This window comes from Lysinibacillus fusiformis (assembly GCF_016925635.1).
In the GTDB taxonomy this organism is placed as follows: Bacteria; Bacillota; Bacilli; order Bacillales_A; family Planococcaceae; genus Lysinibacillus; species Lysinibacillus fusiformis_F.
The window spans coordinates 2,805,621-2,831,633 of record NZ_CP070490.1; the positions used below are offsets into that span (position 1 = coordinate 2,805,621).

Genomic DNA, 26,013 nt, shown 5'->3' on the forward strand with positions numbered 1-26,013 from the left:
GATTTGATTAGTTAATCAAAAAAATGTTCAATCAATCAATTGGAGGTTCTATGGATCGTAATAAAAATACCTTTATTCAGGAAGCAAGAAAGCAGCAAATTATTGAAGCTACGATAACGACCCTTGATGAAATTGGTTATGTGAAGGCGAGTTTAGCACAAATCGCTAAACGTGCTTCTATTAGCACAGCATTAATTTCTTATCATTTTGTAGATCGACAAGATTTAATCAATCAAAGTCTGCAAGCGCTAATTGATCAATCAACAACTTTTATTTTGACAAAAACATATACTGCCAATAATCCTGTTACACAATTAGCAAACTTCATAGAGGCAAGTATTGCTTATCAAGCGACACACCCGAAGGAAAATGCAGCATTATTAGAAATTGTCTTCAATGCTCGGACGACAGAAGATATCCCTTACTATAAACTGCCAGATGAAGAAGAAGATCCGTTATTGATGGCATTATGTAATATTTTAGAAGAGGGTAAAAAACAGGGGACATTTAGTGTCAGCTCTATCAATGTAATGGCAAAAGTTATTCAAGGAGCTATTGGTGAATACATGCTAATAGGGGGACCGCTTGCTATTGCAGCAGAGGATTATAGTTACGAAGTAACAAATATTATATGGACAGCAATGAAAGTAGAGGGGGCAAAAAATGCTTAAAGCACTATTTAACTGGATGTTTGTCATTGGTTTAATTCTATTAGGAGGCCGTCTTGTAACGATAATTTGTCGATATTTCGACATTCCCTTTACAACATTTTTTAAAGATTATGCACTAGTATCCATGATTATTTTAATTGTAGGAATTATAGGGACAGAGGCTATGAAGAAACAAAAATAATCATAGAAAAAAGATTCGACACATCATTGGTGGCGAATCTTTTTTAATGGGCTATTTCTTTTTTTCATTATAATTACTTCGAGCAACTAGCATGATCATGTAACATAATAAACCGAATAAAAGGGAAATAAATAATGAATGCAGTAAAGCGACCGTTAAATTCAGTTTAGTTAGGACTACTAACATACCAGCAATCACTTGTAAAACTACTATAGTAAAGGCAATTACCCATCCATAGTAAATAACACGTTGGTTTTTATACTCTTTCACAGCGTGCCAAGTTATGTATGCAATCCAAATGAAAATAATAAGAACAGCTAATCGATGTCCCATTTGCACCCATTCGTACATGTTATTCGGCGGTGCGAAAGGTGTTTCATTATAGCAAAATGGCCAATCAGGACAAATTAAGCTCGAATCTGTATGACGAACTAACGCCCCTGTATAAACGACTAAATAAGAATAAATTGTGACAGCAATTGTATGCCAACGTAACTTTTTACCAATAAATACGTTATCAGCATCAAATTTCCGATCGACTTCAAATACAATCATAGAAAGAAGAAGAACCGCAGCAAAGGAAATAAGAGATATCCCAAAATGAAGTGCTAGGATGAAATCACCTTGCCCCCATAATACTTGAGCTGCTCCAATAAGAGCTTGCGCGATTAAGAAAAACATTGCTAAGAAACCTAATAGCTTTACTTCACGAATATGTCCGAGTTTACGCCATGTCCAAATGGTTAACACAAGAATTGAAATAGATACGACTCCAGTTACAAGACGATGTGAGAATTCAATAAGGACTTCTGGTGTAATCTCCTTTGGAATAAGAGATCCATTACAATCAGGCCAGTTTCGACCACAGCCTAGGCCACTATCTGTTTTTGTAACGAGAGCCCCACCTAATAATATAAGGAGCATCCCTACTGTAGCGGCAACAGCAAACCATTTCAAATACCTGTTGTGTTGCATAAAATGAGTCACCTACTTTATCTATCAACATTACAAGAACGTAATGTTTCTGCTACTAGATAATATCGAAAATACGTATAAAAAACAACTTGTAAAGAGAAGGGACTACTAGATGTCGATTCCATTTCACAAATTGTTCATAATTTCGTGCTTTAACCTTCACAATTCATTTTAGAAAATGTTTTACTATAGATATGTTGTTTTTAATTATATTTCTAGACAAAACTAATTTTTACAACTTCATCTAAATTTCACTTAATGTCTAGAAATCAATCGCAAATTTCGCTATAGTTATTGTTAGCGGAATATGCTTACAAAAATGAAAGGAGAGGTATTATGTCAAACGGTCGTACACTGGCGGCTACTAGAAATACTGGTCCAGAAACAACATCTGTTGTAAAAGATTTCTTAGCACTAATAAAAATTGGAATCGTTAACTCGAATCTTGTCACAACGTTTACAGGGATGTGGCTGGCTTTTCAGTTTACTGGTAGACATTTCTTGCAAGAGCTTGATGTCATATTTTACACCATGCTGGGTGCGGCATTAATCATTGGTGGCTCAGGTGCAATGAATAACTTCATTGATCAGGATATAGATCCTATCATGAAAAGAACAAAAGCAAGACCGACAGTGACAGGCAGATTTAAGCCAAACTTTGTGTTGACCATTGCCCTCTCATTTTTAATTGTAGGTGAAATTTTGTTATTTGCGGCATCGTTTGCAGCCGGCATGTGGGGACTAGTAGGAATATTTGCTTATGTCGTTCTGTATTCAATGTGGTCAAAGAGGAAGCATGTTAGTAACACGGTTGTAGGTAGTATTTCGGGGGCTATTCCTCCTGTTATTGGATTCGCAGCGGTTGAGCCTGCGTTAGGTCCAGGAGCACTAGCTTTATTCCTTATTATGTTTGCATGGCAACCACCACATTTTTATGCGCTTGCTATGAAACGGACTGAGGAATATCGTGCGGCTAAAATACCAATGCTACCTGTTATAAAGGGATTTAAACGTACAAAGTACTCAATGTTATTCTGGATTCTTTTATTATTACCGTTACCTTTCCTTTTAACAGAGCTTGGAATTGGCTTTTTAACTCTTGCTACTGCATTGAACTTGGGTTGGTTAATACTAGCTCTGAAAGGCTTTACAACAAAAGATGATATGAAATGGGCAAATAAAATGTTTATTTATTCGTTGAATCATATGACCATACTATTTGTATCCATCATAATATTTGCGGTGTTTAGCTAAAGTTAGGGATTCTTTCTTTTTATAAGAATTCATATAGACAGAACTGATGTCCTAGGTACACATGAAAATACAACAAAGAAAGAGGGGTTTAATTAAGCTATGATGAAAGGGCTTAAAAAATGGCGTCTTTTTTCACTTCTAGCAGTGATGATGGTTTTCCTTTCAGGTTGTGGTGAAGATTATCTTTCTACACTAAAACCATCTGGAGAAGTAGGTAAACAACAATTGAATTTATTACTGTTAACTACTGTAATTATGACGCTAGTAGTAGTAATAGTATCCGTTATTTATTTACTTGCATTCTTAAAATACCGTCGCTCACGCGTTGGTGAAAATGTTATCCCTAAGCAAGTAGAGGGTAGTCATACTTTAGAAGTGATTTGGACAGTTATTCCGATTATTTTATTATTAATTATCGCTGTACCAGTTGTTACAACTACTTATAAATTTGCAGATGTAGCTGCAATGGATGAAGTAGATGAAGAAGGGAACAAAACAGCCCTAACGATCAATGTAACGGCAAAATTATACTGGTGGGAATTCGAATATCCTAACCAAGGTATCGTAACGGCTCAAGAGCTAGTGGTACCAACAGGTGAAAAAGTTTACTTTAATTTAAAAGCTGCCGATGTTAAGCACTCATTCTGGATTCCTGCTGTAGGCGGTAAAATGGATACAAACGTAGAAAACTTAAACAAATTCTACTTAGTATTCGATAAAGAATCAAAAGATCTTAAAGATGGCGTATTTTATGGAAAATGTGCTGAATTATGTGGTCCTTCACATGCATTAATGGACTTTAAAGTAAAAACATTAAGCCCAGATGCATTTGACGCATGGGTTGATGCAATGAAAGCGACAGAAGGACAAACAGCTGACAAAGCTTCAACTGATCTTGGTGAAGCAACTTTTGCTAACAGCTGCTTAGGCTGCCATGCTATCTCTGGTTCTGGAGCAGGTGGTACACCAGGTCCAAACTTAACTACGTTTGGTGACCGTAACCGTGTTGCTGGTTTCTTAGAGCATAATGAAGAAAGCTTAAAAGCTTGGATTAAAAACCCTGAGGAATTTAAACCAGGTAACTTAATGATGAATGCTGAAGGCACTGCGCCTATCTACGGTGATTTATCTGATGAAGAAATTGAAGCTCTTGCAACTTACATCATGGGCTTATCAGTAGAAAAATAATTTTCGTTCTATGTAACAAATTTTGAGGGAGGTAAAAGTTGTGAGCTCATACACACAGAAAAAGGGCTTTGGAGCAGCTGTCTGGGATTACATCACTACTGTTGACCATAAAAAGTTAGCAGTGATGTATTTATTAGCCGGTACATTGTTCTTCGCTATCGCTGGTTTTGAAGCATTATTAATGCGTATTCAATTAATGAAACCAAATAATGATTTCATATCAGCTGGTTTTTTCAATGAATTATTAACGATGCACGGAACAACAATGTTATTCCTAGCTGCTACGCCACTACTATTCGCATTTATGAACATGCTTGTACCATTACAAATTGGTGCGCGTGACGTTGCATTCCCGTTCCTTAACTCATTAGGGTTCTGGTTATTCTTCCTAGGTGCAGTATTCCTTCACCTGTCATTCTTTATGGGTGGCGCTCCTGATGCGGGCTGGACTTCTTATGCATCATTATCTTTATACTCTCCAGGACATGGTATTGATTTCTATGTTCTTGGTTTACAAATTTCAGGGGCAGGTACTTTAATTTCAGGTCTTAACTTTATCGTTACGATTATTACAATGCGTGCTCCAGGTATGACATTTATGCGTATGCCATTATTCACTTGGACTGCTCTTGTATCAAGTGCATTAATTTTATTCGCATTCCCTCCATTAACAATTGGTTTATTAATGATGTTATTTGACCGTATGTTCGGTGGTAACTTCTTTGACCATACAATGGGTGGTAACACAGTAATTTGGGAGCACTTATTCTGGATCTTCGGACACCCAGAGGTTTATATCTTAGTATTACCGGCATTCGGTTTATTCTCTGAGATTATTCCAGCGTTCTCTCGTAAGCGTCTATTTGGATACTCTTCAATGGTATTCGCTACAATTTTAATTGGTTTCTTAGGGTTCATGGTTTGGGCTCACCATATGTTTACAGTTGGTCTTGGGCCAACAGCAAACGCAATCTTCGCTGTTGCAACAATGGCAATTGCGGTTCCAACAGGTATGAAAGTATTCAACTGGATCCTAACTATTTGGGGCGGATCAATTAAAGTTACGACACCAATGCTTTATGCACTTGGTTTCATCCCGTCATTCGTTGCGGGTGGTGTTACAGGGGTAATGCAAGCATCTGCACCTCTTGACTACCAATTACATGATTCTTACTTTATCGTTGCTCACTTCCACTACGTAATCGTTGGTGGTATCGTTACAGCATTATTCGGTTCAGCGCACTTCTACTGGCCAATTTTCTTCAACCGTATGTTAAACGAAACGCTTGGTAAGATTACTTTCTGGGTATTCTTTATCGGATTCCATTTAACATTCTTCCTTCAACATTTCTTAGGTTTGATGGGTATGCCACGTCGTGTATTCACTTACATGGATGGTCAAGGTTGGGATCAATTCAACTATATCTCTACAATCGGTGCATTAATGATGGGTGTAGGGGTTATCTTAATGGTAATCAACTGCTTAATGTCTATTAAGGGCAAACCAGCAGGTCGCGACCCATGGGGTGATGGACGTACTTTAGAATGGTCAATTCCACAACCAATTCCATTCTACAATTTCCGTCAAACACCACTTGTTCGTGGTTTAGATCCATGGTGGATTGAAAAACAAGAAGGTAATAAAGAAGTTACATTTGCTGAGCCACTAGGTGATATCCATATGCCAAATAACTCAGCGATTCCATTCGTTATTTCATTAGGTATGTTTATTGCAGCATTCGGTGCACTTTACAATCCAGATGCAGATAAACCATGGTCAATCTATGTATTAATCATTGGTTTAGCGATTACATTTGGTGCGATGATTGCTCGTTCTGTTAAAGACGATCATGGCTTCCATTTACACAAAGAAGAAATTATTGAAATTGAAGAACATCTTTACGGCAAAGGAGGAAATAAATAATGGATTTCAATACTAAATTTACTCCTCATACTTGGCCAGATCATCCTGAACAAGCTACGATGGAAGGTAAAAATAAAGTCGTTGGTTTCTGGATTTTCCTTGCCTGTGAAGTTGTACTTTTCGCAAGTTTATTCGCTACTTATTTAGCGCTTAAGAACAAAGGGCCAGCTGGCATGGAGTTCACAACTCAAGGTTTATTTGAATTACCATTAGCATTTGCTATGACGATGTTATTATTAACATCATCACTAACATCTGTTTATGCAATTTACCATATGCGTAACTTTAACTTTAAAGGCATGCAAACTTGGTTAGCGATTACATTAGCTTTAGGTCTTGGATTCTTAGCACTTGAAATCTATGAGTTCAACCACTATGTGCACCTTGGTTTTACATTTAACCAATCTGCATTCGCAACAGCGTTCTATTCTTTAGTTGGTACACACGGTTTCCACGTAACTTTAGGACTTGTATGGATTGGAACTTTAATGATCCGTAATGCTAAACGTGGATTAAACCTGTACAATGCACCTAAATTCTTCGTAGCTGCTTTATATTGGCACTTTATTGACGTAGTTTGGGTATTTATCTTTACAGTAGTTTACTTGATGGGAGTGATCGGATAATGTCTTCACACGATACACCTATAGTTGCTAAGACACAAGCACAGTATGAGTATGATCGTCATCATAATGCCGTTCATATGCGTAAACAAGTAATCAACTTTGCGATTATGATTTTCTTTACTTTTATCGCATTCGCAGTAGTTGCAGCTGATTTTTCTAAATACTTAATTATGCCATTCGTATTATTGTTGGCTGGCGTTCAAGTTGTACTTCAACTTTATTCTTTCATGCACTTAGAAGACAAAAAAACTCACTTTGGTGGCGTTATTGGTTTCTTCATGTGGATGGGAATTTTAATCGCATTTACATTCTTCTTAGCATTTTTAACAATCATTTGGTGGTAATCACCGAAAAAGCACGTTCGTTATTTTGTACGAACGTGCTTTTCTTATGTTTTAAAGGTATTTAGGTATCAAATGAAGCAAACAATGTTAAACTTAACATTTGTTCACCTTTCGTTCATTGCAGTATAGCTGTAAGCGTTTTATAATAGGAGTACTGAAGTTTAAAGGAGTGCGTTCTATATGCCACTTAGTATATTTGGTTTTCAAGCATTGTGGAGCCCATATTTAATAGGGGTTCTTGTTTTTATAACAATCATCTATTTTTTAGTCACAACAAAGTGGCGTAAAGATTTTAAAGTAAGTGAACCTTTGAAAAAAAGTGAAGCTATTTATTTTGTGTTAGCTATGATTACCATTTATATTATCAAAGGATCCCCTATTGATTTAATGGCTCATATTATGTTTACCATGCACATGGTGCAAATGGCTATTTTGTTATTGCTAGTACCTATTTTCTTAATTAAAGGAATCCCTTGGTGGGTTTGGAAGGTGGCTATTGAGGCACCGGTTGTTAGAACATTGTTTAAAGTGTTAACATTACCAGTCGTTGCAGTCTTTGTATTTATCGGTCTATTTTCTTTCTATCATTTACCTTCCATATTGGATTACATTAAATTAAATGAAACATTACATGGTACCTATACATTTGTATTATTTCTTTCTGCAGTGTTTATGTACTGGCCTTTAATTCAAAATATGCCAGATAGTGCTCAAATGAAGCCTTTGCATAAATTAGCCTATATTATTGCCAATGCCGTTTTAATTACACCTGCTTGTGGATTAATCATCTTTGCCCCAAATGCAATGTATGAGACATATACAAACGGTGATGCATGGTTAAAGGCAATGGAGCTTTGTGTACCAGCCTCTACGTTGTCAGGCCTATCTTTATCTGGACCAGAGCTATTTACAGACATGAAACCTGTTGCAGATCAGCAATTAGGAGGCGTGTTAATGAAAATCTTACAAGAACTTATTTTTGGTGTACTAATTGGTATAATTTTCACAAGATGGTATCGTTCTGAGCAAAAAGATCCAGATAAAATCACTGCTGATGCTTTAGCTGCCCATCAAAAAAAGTGGGAAAGTCAACAGCAACATTAATTGAAGAATAGAAATTAACTTTGTATAAGGGGTTTTGACAATGGAATTGCAAATTTTGCCTACTATTAGTACATCGTTTATCGTTATTAGTGCTGTACTAGTAGCGATAGGATGGGGCTTAATTATAAAAAGAAATGTAGAGGGGCATAAGAAAGTAATGCTTGCTGCAGGGGTTGCGGCACTTATTTTCTTTATTATCTATGCATCCCGTACCATCTTTATTGGAAATACGGCTTTTGGCGGTGGAGAAGATTTAAAACCATATTATACGTTCTTCTTGATTTTCCATATTATTTTGGCGACATCTGGAGCCGTGTTTGGTATCGTTAGTATTATTTCAGGTTTAAAAACAAACCTAAAATTACACAGACGAATTGGGCCAATTACAAGTATTATTTGGTTCTTCGTTGCCATAACAGGCGTACTCGTTTATTTATTATTGTATATTTTATTTGAACCAGGTGAAACAACATCTGTTATTAAAGCCATTTTAGGGTTTTAAAAAAATCTCCCTCCTTATTTTTGTACAGGAGGGAGATTTTTTATAGTTGGTTGGAATAGTGAGAGCACTACGACAACAAGTAATGGACCAATTAATATTCCAAGAAATCCAAAGATTTTAAAACCAATAAACATGGCAATAAAGGTATTCAAGGAAGAAAGACCAATTTTATCGCCAATAATTTTTGGTTCAATCATTCGTCGGACTAGAAATTGCCCAATGGTTAATAAGATTAAGACAACTGCATATAAATAATCGCCTGCAAAGACTTGATAGATCGCCCATGGGACTAATAATATAAATGAATCAAGAAAAGGGATAAAGTCTAAAACAACCAGTAGTATTGCTAGCAGTATAGGAAAAGGTGTTTTTAAAAAATAAAATGCAGCGAATGATAAAGCAAAGATACCTATCCCTACAAGGAATTGAGCTTTTAGAAATCCAAATAAGGCTAGCTTAACACGTTGACCAATAAAGATAATTTTTTGATGGTAATGAAAAGGAACGGGCGTTAATAATTTACGATTAATTGTTGGTAATTCTAAAAGTAACATGTACAACACAATCCAATAAACAAAAATATCAAATAGACGTGTGGGAATATATGTTAGTAATGTTGACCAAACATTGACGTTTGTTAAGGATAGGGAAAATTTTTCGATGGAAGCTAAAGCTTTTGCAATCATGGATTGAATTTGTGAAACGAGCTCTACGGGTAAATGATAGGTGTAATTGCTGAGCTTCGATTGCATTTGAATCCATAGAGCAGATAATTGATTAAGATAATCAGGTATATCAATGATAAAGGAAGAAAATTGTTTCCAGCTTATATAAAGGAGAAGTGAACATAATAATAAAGATATACTTAGAAAAAATAGAAAAAAGAAAAAGACAACGATTTTCCGTTTTTTTCGAAACCGTTTGCTCATTCGAACAATAATCGGTTCTAAAAGTAAGGCGGTTAAGTAGGCAAGTAAAATTGGTAACGATATGGAGATGGACCAAAGAATAAGTATACCCATTGCGATAACAATAATGGGATGACGAAAAAAAGGACGATTAAAAAATGACAACATTTTTCTCACCTACATCATGTAATAGATATAGGTAGTATGAGAAGAAAAAATTTTTTTACTCAAAATAAAAAAGACTGGACCACCAGTCTTTTCACAACAATGAAGCTATTTACGCTATACTTGCAGTCACTTTAATGTACGAAAGATTAGCGTGCGTTAACAGGTTCAAAGTTATTTTTATTTGTAGGTTCGATAGAGAATTGATCTAATTCTAATTTAACCTTTTTTAAGATTTCTTCACATTTTTTTACAAGGTGTGCTGGATAAACTTCGTCATCGCCATATTCAACACCGTGTGGATAATAGTATTTACCAAGGACTGGTTTCATTAATGTAAGGATGGCATCGTGTGCACCAACATCACCAGAAATAGCATATGCGAATACGCGTAGGTAATAACGACCTTCACGAGTATCGAATCGTTTATCGAATGTCATACGCTCGTAATCCCAGCCGCCATCACATTCTAAACCATGTTTTTTCATAATGCTGACAATTAGCTCTTGATCAGCTGTTAAATTTTCAAGGTTAGTATTTTCAAAATACATGTATAGTCCTCCTTTAGGTTCTCGTACAAAGTATACGCTCATTTTTATAATAGAGCATATTCGACATTGTTGCAATGACAACATTGTGTCAACCCAATTACAATTGATATAATAACTTACAATAATGGTGATGAAAAGGAGTGCTGTATGAAAGCTTTATTCCGCATTTTAATGGTTGGTGGTGCAATCGCGTTAATTGGCTTTATGTTTTTTAATACCCCGAAGGAAAACGAGCCATTAGAAGGGCCAAATACCAATTCTAATATTATTCCTCAAACTCAGCTAAAGCAGCAACCTGCAATAGGAGCAATGACACGTCCACAAACGGGTATATCTACATTGATAGGAAAAGGCACACAAACTGTTTTAGAAAAATATGGGGAGCCGGCAAGAAAAGAGCCATCCTCATTTGGTTATCAATGGTGGGTCTACAATGAAGATGTTTCAACTTTTTTTATGATTGGTATTAATAATAATATTGTGACACAAATTTACATAGCAGGACAAGAAATTGATGCATTTCCTTTTAAAGTGGGGCAAAAACGTGATGAAATATATAGAATGACAATCATTGACTATGAGGTGGCTGCCACAGTAGGCGAAAATATTTTCATTTTCTCGATGAGTGAAGAAGATATGCAAACAAGGCTGCTTGTCCAATTTGATGGTCTTTACGCACAGCTTTATATAGATAGGGAGACAAGTGAGTTACAGGGGATACGCTATACAGACAGTGAAACACTTGTCCTTCATCAGCCATATGAAATGAGTTATCAAGGAGAGCTTGTTAGACGTACCCCACCTTCCTCATTTTTACAGCAAGAAATTGATGTGGCCAACGCTAAACAGCTAGATGATTTGTTAAATGTTACAAGAGTCCATCATGATTTACTTCCTTTAGAAATGGATGAATCATTGGAGGAAGCGGCAAGAATGCATAGTGAAGATATGAAGGTACAAAATTTTTTAGCACATGAATCGCCGACCTATGGCGATCTAAAAAAACGATTACAAGCACAAAATATCGATTATAGTGAAGCGAATGAAAACCTGGCCACTGCCTATTTTGATGCGATTGAAGCTATGCATGGCTGGACAAATTCTCCTGAACACAGAAAAGTACTTTTGAATGATAAATACACCCGCGTTGGTTCTGGTGCATTTGTAGATTATTATACGCAAATTTATCTTGAGCCCACTCCACAAGAATTGGATAGTAAAGAGCAAGATAACGAAGAACGGAAAAATGAAGAACAAGATAACGAAGAACGGAAAAATGAAAAACAAGATAGTGAAGATTCTACAGAGAAATCAGATCAAACCTCACCATAACAGAAGAATATTCATATGAAGACAAGCTTTCAACAATCGGGCTTGTTTTCATTTTTTTTGTGCAGTTTCTCCAGCTCTTAGGCTTCTACATTTTTCGTCACACCGTTACAAACGCCGTCATATGATAGAGAACTGAGAGGGGGAATGAGGTTTGCAATTAGCAGAGCTATTAAAAGACTGGCCATGTAGCGTGACGGGGGGATCTATACGGACAGAAATTACTGGTGTAGAGGACTATGCACAGGCAGTACAACCTGGTGATATCTTTATTGTACGAAAAGGTAAAAAAACATCGGGAAGTCGGTTTGTCAAAGAAGCATTGGCAAGAGGAGCTGCTGCTATCGTTTCAGAAGAAAGCATCTCTTTGCCAATTATCGATAAAGAAATTCCTTTTGTATGGGTTCCTAATACAGCATTATTTTTATCGTATGCAAGTGCAAAGCTTGCTGCTTTTCCAGCAGAAGCTTTAACTGTTATTGCCATTACAGGTACAAATGGAAAGACTACAGTGAGCCATTTTGTCAGTCAGCTTCTAAATGCTCTACATAAACAAGCAGCAGTTATCGGAACGGTTGGCTTTTTTATCAATGGCGAAAAACAACAAACGGCTTATGAGCAATTAACAACATTGCAAGCTAAAGAATTACACCCCATTCTAAAGCAGTGTGTGCGAAAAGGTGTTACACATGTTGTGCTAGAAGCTTCTTCAATGGGGTTGCAGCAGCATAGACTCGATCATTGTGACATTGATTGTGGTGTATTTTTAAATTTATCAGAAGATCATTTAGAAGATCATGGTGGGTTAGAAGCTTATAAACGTGCTAAGAAACGATTAGCGGATTTATCAAAAAAGCTAGTATTAAATGGAGATGATAACTTTTGCCGTTCTGTAGGCATCTATGATAAGAAAAAATCTTGCTCATTTGGTTTTGATAATCACAATGATTTACATATCCAAATCGTCAGTGAATCAGTTGGAAAAACCGTCCTTTGTCTACAGACTACAGCGAGTGAGCATATTGTGGAAATTCCTTTTGTCGGAAAATATCATGTACAAAATGCTGTGGCTGCCTTAATGGCCGTATGGCGCTCAGGTGTCCCTATGGAAGATATAGTTGGACATCTGTGGACATTAAGGCTACCAGAGGGCAGGCTAGAGAAGATTGAAAATCCATTAGGGATTGATGTATATGTAGATTATGCCCATACAGCAGAAGCTTTACAAGCGGTATTACAAACCTTTGATCGTTCCAAAACAATTTACCTTGTCTTCAGTTGTGGTGGAAATCGTGATAAGGCGAAACGTTTTGCTATGGGAGCAGTAGCAAGTAAATACGCTGATGTTATTTATTTAACAACAGACAATCCACGTGATGAAGATCCAATTGTAATTAATGAAAGTATTATTGCTGGTTTTACAGAGCAACAATATTATGAAATATACTTAGATCGGAAGCTTGCTATCCATCAAGCGTTAGCAAAGGCAGAAAAGGGCGACATTGTTCTTGTTGCCGGAAAAGGGCATGAACAAACTCAGCAAATAAAAAACCAAAAATTCCCTTTTTCCGATCAACAATGCATTAAAGACTATTTTGCAAGTCTAATTATGGACGACGCTGAATAACAAAGAAAGATCCTGTAGCAATGGCAAGCTTGCGACCAGTCTCATCTTCGATATCACATTCCATGACAAGTGTTTGGCGGCCCTTATGAACAAAACGACCACGTGCAATCAATTCTTTATTCGTTGTGGTAGCGATATACGATATATTCATATTCGTAGTAACTACATTATATCCCTCAGGCACAGAGCGTGAAGCAAGCCCTCCCATAGCGGCATCAGCAATCGTTGCAATAATACCCCCATGTGGCACCTTTATCGTATTGTGAATAACAGGTGTAATAGGGATACGTACCTCGCTGACCTCAGGCTCAAACTTTCCTACCATATGTAAAGTAGCATTAATATAACGACGGTGAATGCCTTGCTGTTTCTCCCGTAGTCCATTTAAAAGATGTAATAAAACATCTTCATCTTCCTCGGTACTGTCTTGTAAAATCTCGGCAACTAACTGTTCAATCTGACCTTTAGATGTTGTCATCATTTGGAAAACCTCTTTCATTAAAATTATCAATAATGTAAAATTACCATAAAATCTGTTATGATGGGAAAGAGATTGGGGGAATTAATAATGATGATGACCTCTGACTGGGTAATCATTTTGGATGAGGCGGAAGCGCTTTGTGAGATGATTCTTTCCTCAGAACCTGCGATGGCGCTACAACAAGCGTATGAAGCAGTATATAGTGATGCACAAATTGTTGAAGCTATATATGCATTTAATCGCATGAAAGAGCAGTACGAAGATGTACAACGTTTCGGAAAATATCATCCGGACTACCATACAATTATGAAGTCGATTCGCCAACAGAAAAGGGCCCTCGACTTAAATGAAAAAGTTTCAGCCTTGAAAACTGCTGAAAACGATTTTCAGGATTTACTTGATGAGATTAGCCTATTAATAGGAAAAACAGTCTCTGAAGCGGTAAAAGTTCCTTTAAGTAATCCATTCTTTGCATCTGGTTCATCTTGCGGAGGTGGATGCGGCTCGGGCGGTTCATGCTCTTGCTCAGCATAAATAGGATGTGTATATAACATATCTCTTCTAGACTGTAGACAACTCGAAGGCAACAACTGAGTTAGTTTACAGTCTTTTTTATAATTGAATTGAAGGAGGAAGCATAAATGAAAACATATCGAATTGCTGTGATTCCAGGGGATGGAATAGGAAAAGAGGTTGTACCAGCTGCAATAAAAGTTCTTGATCAAGCAGCGTTATTAGATGGTCGCTTTCAATTTGAATGGACAACTTTTCCCTGGGGCTGTGACTACTATTTAGAGACAGGTAAAATGATGCCTGATAATGGCATTGAGCTGTTAAAACAGTTTGATCAAATTTTTTTAGGGGCAGTGGGAATGTCTGATTTGGTTCCAGATCATGTATCATTATGGGGCCTTCTCATTAAAATTCGACGCGAGCTACAGCAAGCTATTAATGTACGACCTGCGAAGCTATTACAAGGGTTACCATCACCTTTACGACAACCAAATGGCTTTGACTTTATTGTTGTAAGGGAAAATTCTGAAGGGGAGTATGCTGAAAGCGGAGGAAGAATACATAGTGGTCAAGATGAGGTGGCAATCCAAAATGCCGTTTTTACAAGAAAGGGTACAGAACGGGCGATGCGCTATGCATTTGAACTAGCCAAAACACGTCGTGGACATGTAACAAGTGCTACAAAATCAAATGGGATTACATATAGCATGCCTTTTTGGGATGAAGTGTTTGCTCAAGTAGGAAAAGAATATGAAGAGGTAGGTCAAGCATCTAATCATATTGATGCACTAGCGGCATTTTTAGTGATGAAGCCAGAAAACTTTGATGTTATCGTAGCATCCAATTTATTTGGGGATATTTTAACAGAACTAGGCGGTGCCATTATGGGAAGCATCGGTATTGCACCTGCAGCAAATTTAAACATTGAAGGGCATTATCCATCGATGTTTGAGCCAGTCCATGGTTCTGCACCAGATATAGCTGGTCAAGGAATTGCCAATCCCATAGGGCAAATTTGGACAGGGAAGATGATGCTTGATTTCCTTGGTTATCAAGATGTGGGAACAAGTATATTAGATGCTATTGAGCAAACATTAGCGCAGGGTATAAAAACGCCTGATTTGGGTGGAACTGCCACACTACAAGAAGTAACTGATGCAATCATAGATTATTTAACATAATGTTTATTGAAATGGGAAGTAATAATGGATCTAACATTTACATGAAAGGGAAGGCACACTTCACGAGTGTCCTTCCCTTTCATGCTGTTGAAAAAAGATGATGTCAACGGCAGAAAAAGCAACTTTGCAAGGTGAGGGGGTTGATTTCCGTTCCTCCAGCGTCCTTTCCAGGGGGCGTCCGAGGAGCCGCTTCACTCACTTCCGTTCGCTCCAGGATCTCCTCTGTGACGCTAAATCCCCTAGGAGTGACGCTGGCTCCACTCCAATCAACCATTCTGCAAAATGTCTTTACTTTTTTCATAATCAAATCGCCTATTATCTGTATTCTTAGAGGGGATAAGCTCTTATTTTCAATGTGGAGAAGTGATGCGTAACAACACCTCTTCATAAAGAGTAGTGAGCACCTTCACTTTATTTGAAAACCTGTGCTAAAAAGTTAGTGGGTTGAAGTGGGAGGCTACTTGACTCCCGTGGGATAGCGAGACAGGCAAAATTCTAAACGGAGCGGTAGCGGAGGAAGCGATTCGGCGCTCGCCCACAGGAAAGCAAGTAGCCTGCAACGGAAATCCATTTCTACCTTTCAATTGCCTGTTTTGTTTTTCAACACTAAGAAAGGGAAGGCGCACTTAACGAGTGTCCTTCCCTTTTTTGTCCGCATCTTATTTAGACTCTTGAGCTTGTAATAACTCAACAGCAATATCAGGACGGTCTGTAATAACGCCCTTTGCCCCATTATTGAGTAACTTTTTCATCGTATCTATATCATTGATTGTCCAATAGTGGACAGGAATATTGAGGTTATTTAAAAACTGAATAAATTTTGGAGAATCTAATGCAATAACCCCTGACTTCGGAGGGATTTGGAAAACATCCACTTTAGGATGATATAAATGTCCAAACTGACTTGAGAAGGAAGCAAATGCTTTTCTTACATCTGATTCACCTGCACCAAGTGCTACTTGATTTTGAGCATATAAATTAAAGCGATCTATTTGCTCACCATAAAAGCTTGTCACAACGACACGATGTTCAGCTTGAAGTTCTTCAATTAAGCGCCAAAGTTTAGAAGGCATTAGACTTCCTTCATAAGTGTCTGGAGCATCTTTGATATCAATGTTGATTAACATGTTTGGATAGGTTTCAAGCAACTCTCGTAATGTCACGACATTTAATTTGTCCTCACGATATGGGAAGTTTCCATCCAAATCTTCAAATTGGTAGCCATGATTTAAGGCATTGATTTCTGCCAATGTCATATCTGCAATGAGTCCATAGCCATCCGTTGTACGTTCAACTGTGTCGTCATGGAAAACAATAATTTCCTCATCTTTCGTTAGGCGAATGTCGATTTCAAAGCCGTCAACACCTAGCTGTGCTGCTTTTTCAAATGCAACCATTGTATGTTCAGGTGCTAAAAGAGCTCCGCCACGATGTGCAAGAATTACGGGGCGTTCGAATTGTAATGCTTGCTTACCTTCGCGTTGCTGTGGTTTTGAAATAGCTTTACTACCTGCCCAAGCTGCTGCACTTGCTGCTGCAATTGCAAGCGCAATTTTTGTTTTCTTACCCATATTCGTCCTCCTTAACAATTATCCTCATATAAAAAAGTAATAGTGAATTCATTGTTTAATCAATAGTAGTAAGTACAGGGCCTACTATTAAAATTAGTTGCTAGTATAAGTGAATGATGATTTTTTTTATGCCGATTCTTGCCATCCTATTGAAAAACAATCATTATGGAGGTTCAAATGTGTTGTAAGGGTTCTTTTGAGGCATGATCATCTTTCAGCATTCATCTGTTCCTGTAATGATGCTACAATTGAATTTATCTAAAACAACTGATTCAACTTCACGATGTTCAACGTCGTATGCTTTTCCATTATAACGGAAAATTGAGCGTTCTGTCAGCTAAACTCTGTTGCTATCATTTTCTGGTCTATGGTATTCTTTTATGTAAGAAATGAGGGAATCCAATATGAACGAACGACAAGGGCTAATCGTTTACGTCCATCAATTAAAACATGCGAAGTCACTTCGGAAATATGGTCATGTTCTTTATATTTCTAGAAGGCAAAAATACGTAGTGCTTTACTGCGATCGTGAGGACATTGACATGATGACAACAAAACTACAACGCCTTCCATTTGTAAAAGACGTTGTGGCGTCTTATCGTCCATTTGTAAAAACTGAATATGAAAATGCAAAACCAGATAAAGCAAAGGAATATGACTATAAGGTAGGTCTATAAACTCATGTTAATGCAGGTATATAGTTATTTAGTCTTAATATACCGATTAAGTATTGATAAAATAGTTTTGATTCCGAAAATATAGATGAGTGCTTTATTTCTACAACTACTGCTTTTCGACCGAGTTGTTCTATTTGTGCTTCAAACATTTTTTGTCGCTGTGTTGGCTGTTCTTCATTGTATGGGATGCCTTCTCGACAAATATAAATAGGCATGAACTTACTTTCGCCGACTGGTTTAAGGGCGACAGCTAAAGAAATCACCTTCTTGTCTTCTTTTGTAGATGTTAGTAAAAAGGCTTGATGAAAACGTTCCTGGTTGGTTTTAATAATTTCGAGTAGCTCGTAAACATCACCATAGCCTTCTCCTAATTCTATAAATTGTTGTGGCATAATAATTGCACATCCTTTCCAATACTCATAGTATCATGCTGCGGGAGGTCAAGCACATGAAATTTGCATTAAGCTTTTTTACTATTTTAGCACTAATCATTACAGGAACGATATTTTTCCAATATCATGCTTATTCATCTGATTTAGAAACGGGCATAGGGGATTTTCATTATTCTCAGGAAATAGAAATTGTCTATCGAGAAAATAGCTTAGATATTCGTCAACATTTTAAAAACCTACCAAATCAAAAGGTGAAAATTAAATGGCCTGAAAAAGCAACAAACGCTAGTTGCTTTATTGAAAATGAAAAAAGCTGTGATCGTTTATCAGATGAAGTCTCTTATTTTGCAAAAGGGGAGACAAAATCACAATCTGTGTCATACATAATTCCAATTGAGGGCGGCTTGAAAAATAAGATGCTCCTTCAAAATGTTTTTGCTACACTAATAAATGGTGAAGCGTCTTATTCAATTGTTTCGATTTCTACAGACAGCAAAGTGAAAGGACAATGGGTTACAGGTTTGCCTTTAGTAGGTCAACAACAACTTGTACTTGTCAATTACACAATGTTTAGAGGAAACGGTACAGTTCAAGATTTATATTGGCAAGCTGGAGAACTTAAAGCGCAAGAGCAGACACCTGTGTTATCTATTTATGCGCAGCAGGAAGTCCCTAATGATTTTCTAAAGTCATTAGAAAATTTACAGCTTCTAAGTGATGAGCATGTTGCAATTATTCAAGAAAAAAGTCCAGTAGCAGTTCATGATGAAAGATTGTTATTTTTACCAACACTTACTACACAAGCTGTAGAGCAGGAAGTAATTTTATCACAAATTAAATCACAATATAATTTTGTAGATTCTCCAGAATGGTTGCCTGAGGTTGTGGCATCCTATTTAGTAAACGATCCAATTGGTGGAGAAAAAACAAAGAAAATCATCAAAACATTAAATGATTATATGACGGATAGTCAACAACAAGCTTGGCAGGAAACATTGAAAAAGCTTGGAGATGAATCGATTTCTCCGGATACACTGGATAAGTATTTATCACAGGTATTAGATGCCAAGACATCTTATTTTGCATTAAATGCTGCTCAGCAAAATGGAACCTATCCGCTTTTATTTGAGGATCCACGTGATGTATATGTGGATGATATGTTGAAGGAAGATGTTCATGTTATTCTATATGAGGGACAGGTGTTGTATACGGCAGATACATTATTGCCTTATCTTGGCTACTCAGCTGAGGAAGGGAAGAATGGCTATTATGTAAATAGCGAGCATCGTACATTCCGTTTCCCTAAAGAGCCTGGATTCTATGTATTCAACCAACGTAGGTATCCAACTATCTCTGAACCAATCATTAAGATTGCAGATCATTATTATGTAGAAGAAGCTTGGTTACAGCGATTATTCCTCGTTGAACTACAAAAAAAGGATGAGCGTATTCAAGTATTAACACAAGAACAACAATAACTTTTGCAGCGGAGGGCCACCCTTTCGCTGCAAAATACTTTATATAGACGAAAGTACGGTGAGATGCTGATATGAGAGTTGTAGCAGGAGAGCGCAAAGGAATGCCGCTTAAAGCAATAGCAGGAAATACGACAAGGCCTACAACTGACAAAGTAAAGGAATCCATTTTTAATATAATTGGGCCGTTTTTTGATGGAGGTGTGGCGCTAGATCTGTTTGCTGGAAGCGGTGGCTTGGGTATTGAATCATTAAGCAGAGGGGCAGAGCGTGCTATTTTTATTGAGAAAGATCCTAAAGCATTCCAGGTGCTACAAGAAAATATAAAAAAATGCCGTTATGAAGAATATACAGAGCTTTTTCGTATAGATGCAAAGCGCGCTGTGAAAGCGCTATTAAAGCGTGACATTACGTTTAAACTCATTTTTTTAGATCCACCTTACCATCAGCAGGAGTATTATGACCTCGTACAGATTTTGGTTGATAACAGTAAAATACAACAAGATGGTATTATTTTATGTGAACATGCAAAAGAGGTACAATTGCCTCGAAATTTTGGGGAGTTTGTTTTAACAAGGCAAGAAACATATGGCGGAACAATTATTTCTGTTTATCGCTGTGCAGAGGAAGAGGGAGAATAAGTTGTCTGAAAAAATTGCTGTAGTTCCTGGAAGTTTTGACCCTGTCACATTCGGCCACTTAGATATAATTAAACGTGCGGCGGATGTGTTTGATATCGTATATGTAGCAGTATTAAACAATTCAGCAAAGAATCCGTTGTTTTCTGTAGAGGAACGTATGGCTTTGATGGCTGAAGTGACGAAAACCTTACCTAATGTCCGTATAGAGAGTTCTTCAGGTCTATTGATTGATTATGCCAAGGAAAAAAAGGCGAAGGCAATTGTTCGTGGCTTACGAGCAGTTTCAGATTTTGAATATGAGATGCAAATTACCTCTATGAACCGTTTCCTAGATGAAACGATTGAAACTTTTTTCATCATGACGAAAAATCAATATTCATTCCTAAGTTCTAGTATAGTAAAAGAGGTTGCGAAATACGGTAGTGATGTTAACGAGCTAGTCCCTACTTGTGTCGTGAAGGCTTTAAAAGAAAAATATGGTTTTACACAATAGTTATGCAGAGGATGTCAAATGAACAATGACATCCTCTTTTTGATCTTTAGTGCTATTGTTATTTCAGAAAAAATAGAGCATAAATAGTCGGTACAATGATTATGCTAAGAAGGCGGAATTTTATATAAGGTCTTACAGAAAGTTTTGCAGATTTGGCGATAACAAAAATTTGTAAGTGAATACTTATACTTTGCATCGTTAACAAAATCACAACGAGTAAATGGATATAAGGAAGATCTGGAAATGCTGTAACCGTCATTTTAAGACCGTTCGTTACCTCTAGAACAGCTGCTATCGAAAGCTCAATCGTATAGGGAAGCTTGGGTATCAGCTGATCTAAGCCTTGTTGTACAATGGTCTGAATCGTTGTGAAAAAGATGATGGTTGTACCAACTAGCAGAATTGTTGGAGCCGTTTCTTTAATGCTTTCTGAAAATGGAGCACTATAGAGTGGTGTGTTGTGTACGGAGATATTAGGTGGCTCAGTTTTACGAAATAAAAAGTAGCCAGTTACTAGGCAACAAATATTAAACGTATGTAGTAAACATAAAAACAACCATCCAAACGTATTACTGTGTAGTAAATCAAGGCTTACAAAACCTAATACAAAAAGTGGACTTGGTGCATGACAAACAGCTAGCAAAAAATTTGCCTCTTTCGGGTGTAATTGACCACTATTTTTCAAATAAACAATGGTGGTTGCGCCAGTTGGATAGCCTCCAAGGGCACTAATAATGTAGGCTTGTACGTATAAAGAAGCCCTTTTTGTTTTGGTACGCATAGGGGCTGTTAAACGCAGAAGCCATTGTGTTAACACAAGATAAGGCAATAAATACGGAAACAGTGCTTCCATGAAAAGATTTAAGCCTAAATCAGTACCACTATGAGCGGTTTGTGGGAATAACAAGAGTAAGAGAATTAGAATTACGCAGAGCACTATTTGAATTGTAGCAAACATGTTATCAACTCGTTTCAACTTTTTGTCATTCACATAGGCAAATGCTAAAATCAATATATGTGAGAAAGGCAAAAACATGAACGTATGGTTTTGCAAGCGTCCTAGGAGGTGTTTTCAAGTGAAGAAAAAAATTAGTATTTATGCAGTGTTAATAGTCGTGATTTGTTTTATGATGTTATACCGACTAGACGCGTATATTATGAAACCTGGAAGTGCATATGATGTCAGCAAATTTGTTACTGTTGATAGCAAAGAGGCAGATAGCGTGGGGTCTTTAAGTTTAATGACAGTCGCTATGCAACAAGCCACACCGTTTTCGTATTTGTGGGCGAAAGTTCAAAAATATCAAAAGCTAATGGATATTGAACAAGTACGAAATCCTTTAGAGGATGATGAGGAATATAATATTCGACAGTTAAAGTTAATGTCTGATTCACAATTTAATGCGAAATATGTAGCCTTCCAAAGAGCGGGGCTAGAGACAAAGGTTCTTTTTAATGGTGTATTCATATTAAATGTATTAGACGGAGGAGCTTCAGATGGTATCTTGAAAGCTGGTGATGAAATTGTCGAGGTTGATGGTCAAAAAATAACTAGCCAACAAATGCTTGTGGATCTATTAAAACCTAAGCAGCTTGGAGATAAGGTAACCATTCAATTTATACGCAATGAAGAACAACATCAGGAGACTATTACATTACAGGAAATTCCTAATGCGCAAGAACATAGAGCGGGTTTAGGTATTTCCTATACTGAAAGCAAATCGATTGAAACTAATCCGAAAGTGACGATGAAAACAGAGGATATTGGAGGACCTTCTGCTGGTCTGATGTTTACACTTGAGATATTAGACCAACTTCTTGATGAAGATTTAACAAAAGGCTATGCAATTGCTGGTACAGGTGAAATGCTAATAGATGGATCAGTTGGCAGAATTGGTGGGATAGATTATAAGGTTATAGCCGCCGATCGTGACGGTATGGAGATCTTTTTTGCACCAGACGATGAAATCTCTCAAGAAATGAAAGCGAAGTATCCAGAGCTAGAATCGAATTATGCGACGGCTGTTAAAACGGCAAAAGAGATTAAAACAAAAATGAAAATCGTTCCAGTAAAAACGGTTGACGACGCTATCAATTATTTAGAGCGACTACAACCAAAATAAAATAAAGGGATGCTAGAGCGTTTTTAGCATCCCTTTTGTTGTCTTTAGCAACGAATAGGTGGTGTTTGATAATCCTTCGGCAGCGTCAGATTCTTTGTTCCTTGCTCGATACTTAAATTATAAAGCTCTGCTGCATGGATATCGATGGCTAACATCGCATCACTAGTAGACGCAACTCGACTGATTAAGGGTAATTCTATATTCTTTTTTTGCTGACCTAAGTAAGCTTGTCCCGTCGAGCTCATACCCAACAATCGAATAAAGGAGGGCGCTTTAAAACTTTGAAGCTGCTCTTTTGTAAACCCAGTATAGATATGTGTTACCATACGCTGAAGGCGGGTCCATGTATAACGTTTAGATTTTATTTTTTCCATAAAGCTATTAAAGGTTGAGCTTGTTTTTGCTGCTTTCACAATTGCATTTTCGATCCCCTCTGTTACTTCTGCATAACGAGTAAGTTCTGAGGGGGTGTGTCTTATAATAGTGAACTGTAATAAAGGCCAAAAAGTTTCCCAGTTAGCAAATTGGTTATACTTTGTATGCCAGTCTGTTAAAAAATCAAAAGTAGCTTTAGGAACAACATTTTCTATACTTTGTAAAGAACTTGTAGAAGCAAGGGCTTTACGTATGCCAGTGGCACTTGCAATCGATGCATCTTCCTTTAATGCATCATGGTATCCTGCTGCAACGCGAGGAATTGTTAGCGGTTTGATGCTACTGTTAAGGGCCCTCGCAGCTTCAAGATAATGAAAGCCCAATATATTATTTGGTTGTGCAAGATCGATGTATGGAGCAGGGAACTTCTGAGAAAGCTGTTCATAGGCATAATGTAGGCTTTTTGGATAGCTTGCACCTGTTTTAAGACTGTCTTTAATGAACAAGTCATATTCTGCACGGTGGCTGTCAATCAGCTCAAACGTGTTCAGAAAGGGCTGAATAGAGCCGTCTTCACTTCCAAAGGCAAAAGCGTCACAGCCTACTGCACTTAATAAAGAAATGGCTCCTTTTGCGAAATCTGTGGCAGGTGCTGTACTATAGACATAAGGTAGCTCAATAACAATATCTACACCACCAGCAAGCGCCATTTTAGTGCGTGTCCATTTATCTACCATGGCAGGTTCTCCACGTTGTAAAAATGTGCCGCTCATAACAGCGATAACAAGATCTGCCTGCGCTACTTTTTTAGCCTGCTCTAAATGATAAGCATGTCCGTTGTGAAAAGGATTATATTCAACAACAATTCCAACTGCTTGCATGCTTTTCCCCCTTATAATTAATGTTTTATTTGAATCTGTTAGGAGTAAATACACTTCTCATAGTATATAATTATAGGTGGGTTTTAAAGTGGTGACAAGAAATTATCTTGACATCTATTTTTACACATTATATAATCAACAGTGTTGTCTCGAGGTGATTAAACGAATGAAATGGTCAATTCATCAATTATCTAAATACCGCCAAAACGGGATGCCAATCGATGCCTTTGTCCAGCTGGACGAAGTGATGGAGCGAAACCAGGATATTCGAGCAATTTCGCCCGTTCATGTAAAAGGGCTATGTACTTTTGGTGCATCGCAAATGACATGTCAGTTAACTGTGACAGCAACGTTAACACTACCATGTGCACGCACATGGGAGGATGTTGAGTTTCCAATTGAAGTTGAGACAGTTGAAATTTTTAGCTGGATTGACGAAGATAAAAGAGGAGACGATGACGGAGACATTCACTATATTGACGGTGAAGTCATCGACATGAAACCAGTTCTTGAGGAATTAGTTTTACTTGAGGTACCAATGCAAGTGTTCAAAGAGGATTCTGAAGGACAAGTGCATGGTGGTAAAAACTGGTCTTATGCAACAGATGAAGACGTAGAGCTACACAAAAAAGCTGACGAACAAAAAGTGGATCCAAGACTAGCTTCTTTAGCTAAGTATTTTGATCAAACAGACGAATAGACGATCTGTAAGGAGGTGCCATCAATGGCTGTACCATTTAGAAGAACTTCTAAAACTGCAAAAAGAAAGCGTCGTACGCATTTCAAATTATCTGTACCTGGTATGGTAACTTGCCCTAACTGTGGTGAGGCTAAACTATCACACCGTGTTTGCAAAGCTTGCGGACAATACAAAGGTAAAGAAGTAGTAAGCAAATAATACAGTGTTTGCTCACTTAAAAGGCTAGTAGAGAGACCATGGCTCTTTACTAGCCTTTTTGTTAGCTAAAAAAGACGGAATATTTCGTCGATTATGAAGTTCTTTACAATAGTGAAATAATTGTGTGATACAATTTATTCATTGCGACAAAGGGGGTAGAAGTATGTCTTATACGATTGATAATCATGATGGCATTATGACATTTACCATTAACCGTGAAGAGAAGCGGAATGCTGTCAATGACGAAGTGATGAATGGTCTTCAAGAAGTCATTACATATATTCGTGAGCATGAAGATGTGCGTTTTTTAGTAGTGACAGGTGCTGGCGATAAATCGTTTTGCTCGGGAGGGGATTTATCTGAGTTTCATTCATTGGAAACAGAGGATGAGGCATTTGGTATGTTAAGTAAGATGGGGAAAATATTATATGATCTTGCCACGCTTCCTGTACCAACTATAGCACTTATAAATGGTACTGCTGTTGGAGGAGGTTGTGAGATTGCAACGGCTTGTGATTTTCGTTTAGTCGCTAGCCATGCAAAATGTGGTTTTATTCAAGGAACACTAGCCATTACAAGTGGTTGGGGTGGCGGTACATACTTATTTGAACGAGGTTTACGTCATGATCGTGCAATGAAGATGCTAGTGGATGCAAAGCCGTACCCTGCACACTTATTATACGAGATAGGATGGGCTATGCGTGTTTTTGAAGGCTCAAAAGAAGAAGCCTTGAATGATTTTATTGAACATATGCGAGAAATCCATCCTTCTGTTCATAAAGCATATAAGGATATTGAGCTTCGAAAGTGGCGTGAGCGCAATATGTATGGGCGTGTGATGGAGGAAGTTCGTACCTGTGCAAAGTTGTGGGAAAGTGAAGCACACCATCAAGCGGTTAATAATTTCTTGACAAAGAAGAACAATAAGTAATGTATAAAGACAGTGATGAGAGGAAAACGTCA

The 26,013-nt window shown here is 37.4% G+C and carries 29 protein-coding genes; 21 read left to right on the plus strand and 8 right to left on the minus strand.

The genetic code is table 11. The features are described 5' to 3' along the window. The first annotated feature begins 50 nt into the window (after positions 1 to 50). Both JTI58_RS13625 and JTI58_RS13630 read left to right on the plus strand, forming a co-directional pair. The gene (locus JTI58_RS13625) at positions 51 to 671 is read left to right on the plus strand and encodes a TetR family transcriptional regulator (RefSeq protein ID WP_205441744.1); all 621 of its coding nucleotides are present in this window, start codon (positions 51 to 53) and stop codon (positions 669 to 671) included. Then, entirely contained in the window at positions 664 to 852 is a 189-nt protein-coding gene (locus JTI58_RS13630; RefSeq protein ID WP_205441746.1) for a hypothetical protein, read from the plus strand. Before JTI58_RS13625 ends, JTI58_RS13630 begins: the two co-directional genes overlap by 8 nt. A 51-nt stretch (positions 853 to 903) precedes the next feature. Here the strand turns inward: JTI58_RS13630 and JTI58_RS13635 are convergent, their stop codons facing one another. Continuing rightward, positions 904 to 1,827 carry a COX15/CtaA family protein gene (locus JTI58_RS13635; RefSeq protein ID WP_205441748.1) on the minus strand — a complete coding sequence of 308 codons (924 nt, stop codon included), beginning with the start codon at positions 1,825 to 1,827 and terminating at the stop codon, positions 904 to 906. Positions 1,828 to 2,163: 336 nt separating this feature from the next. Here JTI58_RS13635 and cyoE point away from each other — a divergent pair, with 336 nt between their 5' ends. From cyoE to JTI58_RS13670, 7 genes are all read left to right on the plus strand, one after another. Next, positions 2,164 to 3,081 (plus strand): heme o synthase, encoded by a 918-nt coding sequence (gene cyoE / locus JTI58_RS13640; RefSeq protein ID WP_205441750.1) that lies wholly within the window; start codon positions 2,164 to 2,166, stop codon positions 3,079 to 3,081. Positions 3,082 to 3,180: 99 nt separating this feature from the next. After that, positions 3,181 to 4,269, plus strand: coding sequence for a cytochrome c oxidase subunit II (gene coxB / locus JTI58_RS13645; RefSeq protein ID WP_131521646.1), 1,089 nt, complete (start codon positions 3,181 to 3,183; stop codon positions 4,267 to 4,269). Positions 4,270 to 4,309: 40 nt separating this feature from the next. After that, positions 4,310 to 6,193 (plus strand): cytochrome c oxidase subunit I, encoded by a 1,884-nt coding sequence (gene ctaD, locus JTI58_RS13650; protein WP_205441752.1) that lies wholly within the window; start codon positions 4,310 to 4,312, stop codon positions 6,191 to 6,193. Beyond that, the gene (locus JTI58_RS13655) at positions 6,193 to 6,819 is read left to right on the plus strand and encodes a cytochrome c oxidase subunit 3 (protein ID WP_004224788.1); all 627 of its coding nucleotides are present in this window, start codon (positions 6,193 to 6,195) and stop codon (positions 6,817 to 6,819) included. Before ctaD ends, JTI58_RS13655 begins: the two co-directional genes overlap by 1 nt. Beyond that, positions 6,819 to 7,163 carry a cytochrome C oxidase subunit IV family protein gene (locus JTI58_RS13660; protein ID WP_205441754.1) on the plus strand — a complete coding sequence of 115 codons (345 nt, stop codon included), beginning with the start codon at positions 6,819 to 6,821 and terminating at the stop codon, positions 7,161 to 7,163. Before JTI58_RS13655 ends, JTI58_RS13660 begins: the two co-directional genes overlap by 1 nt. A gap of 180 nt (positions 7,164 to 7,343) precedes the next feature. Beyond that, complete coding sequence (ctaG, locus tag JTI58_RS13665; RefSeq protein ID WP_205441756.1) at positions 7,344 to 8,267, plus strand: cytochrome c oxidase assembly factor CtaG; 924 nt, start codon at positions 7,344 to 7,346, stop codon at positions 8,265 to 8,267. A gap of 40 nt (positions 8,268 to 8,307) precedes the next feature. Next, complete coding sequence (locus JTI58_RS13670) at positions 8,308 to 8,769, plus strand: DUF420 domain-containing protein (RefSeq protein ID WP_205441758.1); 462 nt, start codon at positions 8,308 to 8,310, stop codon at positions 8,767 to 8,769. A 14-nt stretch (positions 8,770 to 8,783) separates the two neighbouring features. Here JTI58_RS13670 and ytvI read toward each other — a convergent pair whose 3' ends face one another. Together ytvI and JTI58_RS13680 are read right to left on the minus strand one after the other, a co-directional pair. Then, entirely contained in the window at positions 8,784 to 9,845 is a 1,062-nt protein-coding gene (ytvI, locus tag JTI58_RS13675) for a sporulation integral membrane protein YtvI (RefSeq protein WP_205441760.1), read from the minus strand. A 146-nt stretch (positions 9,846 to 9,991) separates the two neighbouring features. Then, the gene (locus JTI58_RS13680) at positions 9,992 to 10,393 is read right to left on the minus strand and encodes a YugN family protein (RefSeq protein WP_205441762.1); all 402 of its coding nucleotides are present in this window, start codon (positions 10,391 to 10,393) and stop codon (positions 9,992 to 9,994) included. 147 nt (positions 10,394 to 10,540) lie between these two features. Between JTI58_RS13680 and JTI58_RS13685 the strand changes: the two genes are divergently transcribed. Together JTI58_RS13685 and JTI58_RS13690 are read left to right on the plus strand one after the other, a co-directional pair. Next, entirely contained in the window at positions 10,541 to 11,725 is a 1,185-nt protein-coding gene (locus JTI58_RS13685) for a CAP domain-containing protein (RefSeq protein ID WP_205441764.1), read from the plus strand. Between the two features lie 151 nt (positions 11,726 to 11,876). Continuing rightward, on the plus strand, positions 11,877 to 13,349 hold the full coding sequence (locus JTI58_RS13690) for a UDP-N-acetylmuramoyl-L-alanyl-D-glutamate--2,6-diaminopimelate ligase (protein WP_205441766.1): 1,473 nt from the start codon (positions 11,877 to 11,879) through the stop codon (positions 13,347 to 13,349). On the opposite strand, the gene JTI58_RS13695 is transcribed toward JTI58_RS13690, so the two are convergent. Then, on the minus strand, positions 13,330 to 13,830 hold the full coding sequence (locus JTI58_RS13695) for a PaaI family thioesterase (protein WP_205441768.1): 501 nt from the start codon (positions 13,828 to 13,830) through the stop codon (positions 13,330 to 13,332). The two genes, JTI58_RS13690 and JTI58_RS13695, sit on opposite strands and share 20 nt — an antisense overlap. An 87-nt stretch (positions 13,831 to 13,917) precedes the next feature. Between JTI58_RS13695 and JTI58_RS13700 the strand changes: the two genes are divergently transcribed. Both JTI58_RS13700 and JTI58_RS13705 read left to right on the plus strand, forming a co-directional pair. Then, positions 13,918 to 14,364, plus strand: coding sequence for a YlbF/YmcA family competence regulator (locus tag JTI58_RS13700; RefSeq protein WP_205441776.1), 447 nt, complete (start codon positions 13,918 to 13,920; stop codon positions 14,362 to 14,364). Positions 14,365 to 14,471: 107 nt separating this feature from the next. Then, entirely contained in the window at positions 14,472 to 15,524 is a 1,053-nt protein-coding gene (locus JTI58_RS13705) for a tartrate dehydrogenase (protein ID WP_205441778.1), read from the plus strand. 659 nt (positions 15,525 to 16,183) lie between these two features. On the opposite strand, the gene JTI58_RS13710 is transcribed toward JTI58_RS13705, so the two are convergent. Next, positions 16,184 to 17,095 carry a glycerophosphodiester phosphodiesterase family protein gene (locus JTI58_RS13710; protein WP_205441780.1) on the minus strand — a complete coding sequence of 304 codons (912 nt, stop codon included), beginning with the start codon at positions 17,093 to 17,095 and terminating at the stop codon, positions 16,184 to 16,186. A gap of 404 nt (positions 17,096 to 17,499) precedes the next feature. Between JTI58_RS13710 and JTI58_RS13715 the strand changes: the two genes are divergently transcribed. After that, the gene (locus tag JTI58_RS13715; protein WP_004224806.1) at positions 17,500 to 17,772 is read left to right on the plus strand and encodes a YlbG family protein; all 273 of its coding nucleotides are present in this window, start codon (positions 17,500 to 17,502) and stop codon (positions 17,770 to 17,772) included. Positions 17,773 to 17,774: 2 nt separating this feature from the next. On the opposite strand, the gene JTI58_RS13720 is transcribed toward JTI58_RS13715, so the two are convergent. After that, complete coding sequence (locus JTI58_RS13720) at positions 17,775 to 18,164, minus strand: DUF7147 family protein (protein ID WP_036077099.1); 390 nt, start codon at positions 18,162 to 18,164, stop codon at positions 17,775 to 17,777. Between the two features lie 56 nt (positions 18,165 to 18,220). Between JTI58_RS13720 and JTI58_RS13725 the strand changes: the two genes are divergently transcribed. From JTI58_RS13725 to coaD, 3 genes are all read left to right on the plus strand, one after another. After that, a complete protein-coding gene (locus JTI58_RS13725) occupies positions 18,221 to 19,642 on the plus strand; it encodes an RNA polymerase II (RefSeq protein ID WP_205441782.1) in 1,422 nt (473 codons plus the stop codon). A gap of 71 nt (positions 19,643 to 19,713) precedes the next feature. Further along, a complete protein-coding gene (rsmD, locus tag JTI58_RS13730) occupies positions 19,714 to 20,280 on the plus strand; it encodes a 16S rRNA (guanine(966)-N(2))-methyltransferase RsmD (protein ID WP_205441790.1) in 567 nt (188 codons plus the stop codon). A 1-nt stretch (position 20,281) separates the two neighbouring features. Continuing rightward, positions 20,282 to 20,773 (plus strand): pantetheine-phosphate adenylyltransferase, encoded by a 492-nt coding sequence (coaD, locus tag JTI58_RS13735; protein ID WP_004224812.1) that lies wholly within the window; start codon positions 20,282 to 20,284, stop codon positions 20,771 to 20,773. Between the two features lie 58 nt (positions 20,774 to 20,831). On the opposite strand, the gene JTI58_RS13740 is transcribed toward coaD, so the two are convergent. After that, positions 20,832 to 21,731, minus strand: a complete 900-nt coding sequence (locus JTI58_RS13740; RefSeq protein WP_243456032.1) for a hypothetical protein — start codon at positions 21,729 to 21,731, stop codon at positions 20,832 to 20,834. A 118-nt stretch (positions 21,732 to 21,849) separates the two neighbouring features. On the opposite strand from JTI58_RS13740, the gene JTI58_RS13745 reads away from it, so the two are divergent. After that, complete coding sequence (locus tag JTI58_RS13745) at positions 21,850 to 22,896, plus strand: SepM family pheromone-processing serine protease (RefSeq protein ID WP_205441792.1); 1,047 nt, start codon at positions 21,850 to 21,852, stop codon at positions 22,894 to 22,896. A 44-nt stretch (positions 22,897 to 22,940) separates the two neighbouring features. Here the strand turns inward: JTI58_RS13745 and JTI58_RS13750 are convergent, their stop codons facing one another. After that, entirely contained in the window at positions 22,941 to 24,152 is a 1,212-nt protein-coding gene (locus tag JTI58_RS13750; RefSeq protein ID WP_205441794.1) for a nucleotidyltransferase, read from the minus strand. Positions 24,153 to 24,318: 166 nt separating this feature from the next. On the opposite strand from JTI58_RS13750, the gene JTI58_RS13755 reads away from it, so the two are divergent. The 3 genes from JTI58_RS13755 to JTI58_RS13765 all read left to right on the plus strand — a co-directional run bounded on the left by JTI58_RS13755 (position 24,319) and on the right by JTI58_RS13765 (position 25,981). Then, positions 24,319 to 24,852, plus strand: coding sequence for a YceD family protein (locus tag JTI58_RS13755; protein WP_205441796.1), 534 nt, complete (start codon positions 24,319 to 24,321; stop codon positions 24,850 to 24,852). Positions 24,853 to 24,876: 24 nt separating this feature from the next. Further along, positions 24,877 to 25,050, plus strand: coding sequence for a 50S ribosomal protein L32 (gene rpmF / locus JTI58_RS13760; RefSeq protein ID WP_004224819.1), 174 nt, complete (start codon positions 24,877 to 24,879; stop codon positions 25,048 to 25,050). A 163-nt stretch (positions 25,051 to 25,213) separates the two neighbouring features. After that, positions 25,214 to 25,981, plus strand: coding sequence for an enoyl-CoA hydratase/isomerase family protein (locus JTI58_RS13765; protein ID WP_205441798.1), 768 nt, complete (start codon positions 25,214 to 25,216; stop codon positions 25,979 to 25,981). Positions 25,982 to 26,013: the final 32 nt, after the last annotated feature.

Coding starts and splice junctions, on each gene's coding strand:
- JTI58_RS13685 (WP_205441764.1), top strand. CDS start 10,541: ATGAAAGCTTTATTCCGCATTTTAATGGTTGGTGGTGCAATCGCGTTA.
- JTI58_RS13655 (WP_004224788.1), top strand. CDS start 6,193: ATGGATTTCAATACTAAATTTACTCCTCATACTTGGCCAGATCATCCT.
- JTI58_RS13755 (WP_205441796.1), top strand. CDS start 24,319: ATGAAATGGTCAATTCATCAATTATCTAAATACCGCCAAAACGGGATG.
- JTI58_RS13710 (WP_205441780.1), bottom strand. CDS start 17,095: ATGGGTAAGAAAACAAAAATTGCGCTTGCAATTGCAGCAGCAAGTGCA.
- JTI58_RS13750 (WP_205441794.1), bottom strand. CDS start 24,152: ATGCAAGCAGTTGGAATTGTTGTTGAATATAATCCTTTTCACAACGGA.
- JTI58_RS13680 (WP_205441762.1), bottom strand. CDS start 10,393: ATGTATTTTGAAAATACTAACCTTGAAAATTTAACAGCTGATCAAGAG.
- cyoE (WP_205441750.1), top strand. CDS start 2,164: ATGTCAAACGGTCGTACACTGGCGGCTACTAGAAATACTGGTCCAGAA.
- rpmF (WP_004224819.1), top strand. CDS start 24,877: ATGGCTGTACCATTTAGAAGAACTTCTAAAACTGCAAAAAGAAAGCGT.
- JTI58_RS13625 (WP_205441744.1), top strand. CDS start 51: ATGGATCGTAATAAAAATACCTTTATTCAGGAAGCAAGAAAGCAGCAA.
- JTI58_RS13725 (WP_205441782.1), top strand. CDS start 18,221: ATGAAATTTGCATTAAGCTTTTTTACTATTTTAGCACTAATCATTACA.
- ctaG (WP_205441756.1), top strand. CDS start 7,344: ATGCCACTTAGTATATTTGGTTTTCAAGCATTGTGGAGCCCATATTTA.
- rsmD (WP_205441790.1), top strand. CDS start 19,714: ATGAGAGTTGTAGCAGGAGAGCGCAAAGGAATGCCGCTTAAAGCAATA.
- JTI58_RS13765 (WP_205441798.1), top strand. CDS start 25,214: ATGTCTTATACGATTGATAATCATGATGGCATTATGACATTTACCATT.
- JTI58_RS13660 (WP_205441754.1), top strand. CDS start 6,819: ATGTCTTCACACGATACACCTATAGTTGCTAAGACACAAGCACAGTAT.
- JTI58_RS13740 (WP_243456032.1), bottom strand. CDS start 21,731: ATGTTTGCTACAATTCAAATAGTGCTCTGCGTAATTCTAATTCTCTTA.
- JTI58_RS13705 (WP_205441778.1), top strand. CDS start 14,472: ATGAAAACATATCGAATTGCTGTGATTCCAGGGGATGGAATAGGAAAA.
- JTI58_RS13635 (WP_205441748.1), bottom strand. CDS start 1,827: ATGCAACACAACAGGTATTTGAAATGGTTTGCTGTTGCCGCTACAGTA.
- JTI58_RS13630 (WP_205441746.1), top strand. CDS start 664: ATGCTTAAAGCACTATTTAACTGGATGTTTGTCATTGGTTTAATTCTA.
- JTI58_RS13720 (WP_036077099.1), bottom strand. CDS start 18,164: ATGCCACAACAATTTATAGAATTAGGAGAAGGCTATGGTGATGTTTAC.
- coxB (WP_131521646.1), top strand. CDS start 3,181: ATGATGAAAGGGCTTAAAAAATGGCGTCTTTTTTCACTTCTAGCAGTG.
- JTI58_RS13695 (WP_205441768.1), bottom strand. CDS start 13,830: ATGATGACAACATCTAAAGGTCAGATTGAACAGTTAGTTGCCGAGATT.
- ytvI (WP_205441760.1), bottom strand. CDS start 9,845: ATGTTGTCATTTTTTAATCGTCCTTTTTTTCGTCATCCCATTATTGTT.
- JTI58_RS13715 (WP_004224806.1), top strand. CDS start 17,500: ATGAACGAACGACAAGGGCTAATCGTTTACGTCCATCAATTAAAACAT.
- JTI58_RS13670 (WP_205441758.1), top strand. CDS start 8,308: ATGGAATTGCAAATTTTGCCTACTATTAGTACATCGTTTATCGTTATT.
- JTI58_RS13700 (WP_205441776.1), top strand. CDS start 13,918: ATGATGATGACCTCTGACTGGGTAATCATTTTGGATGAGGCGGAAGCG.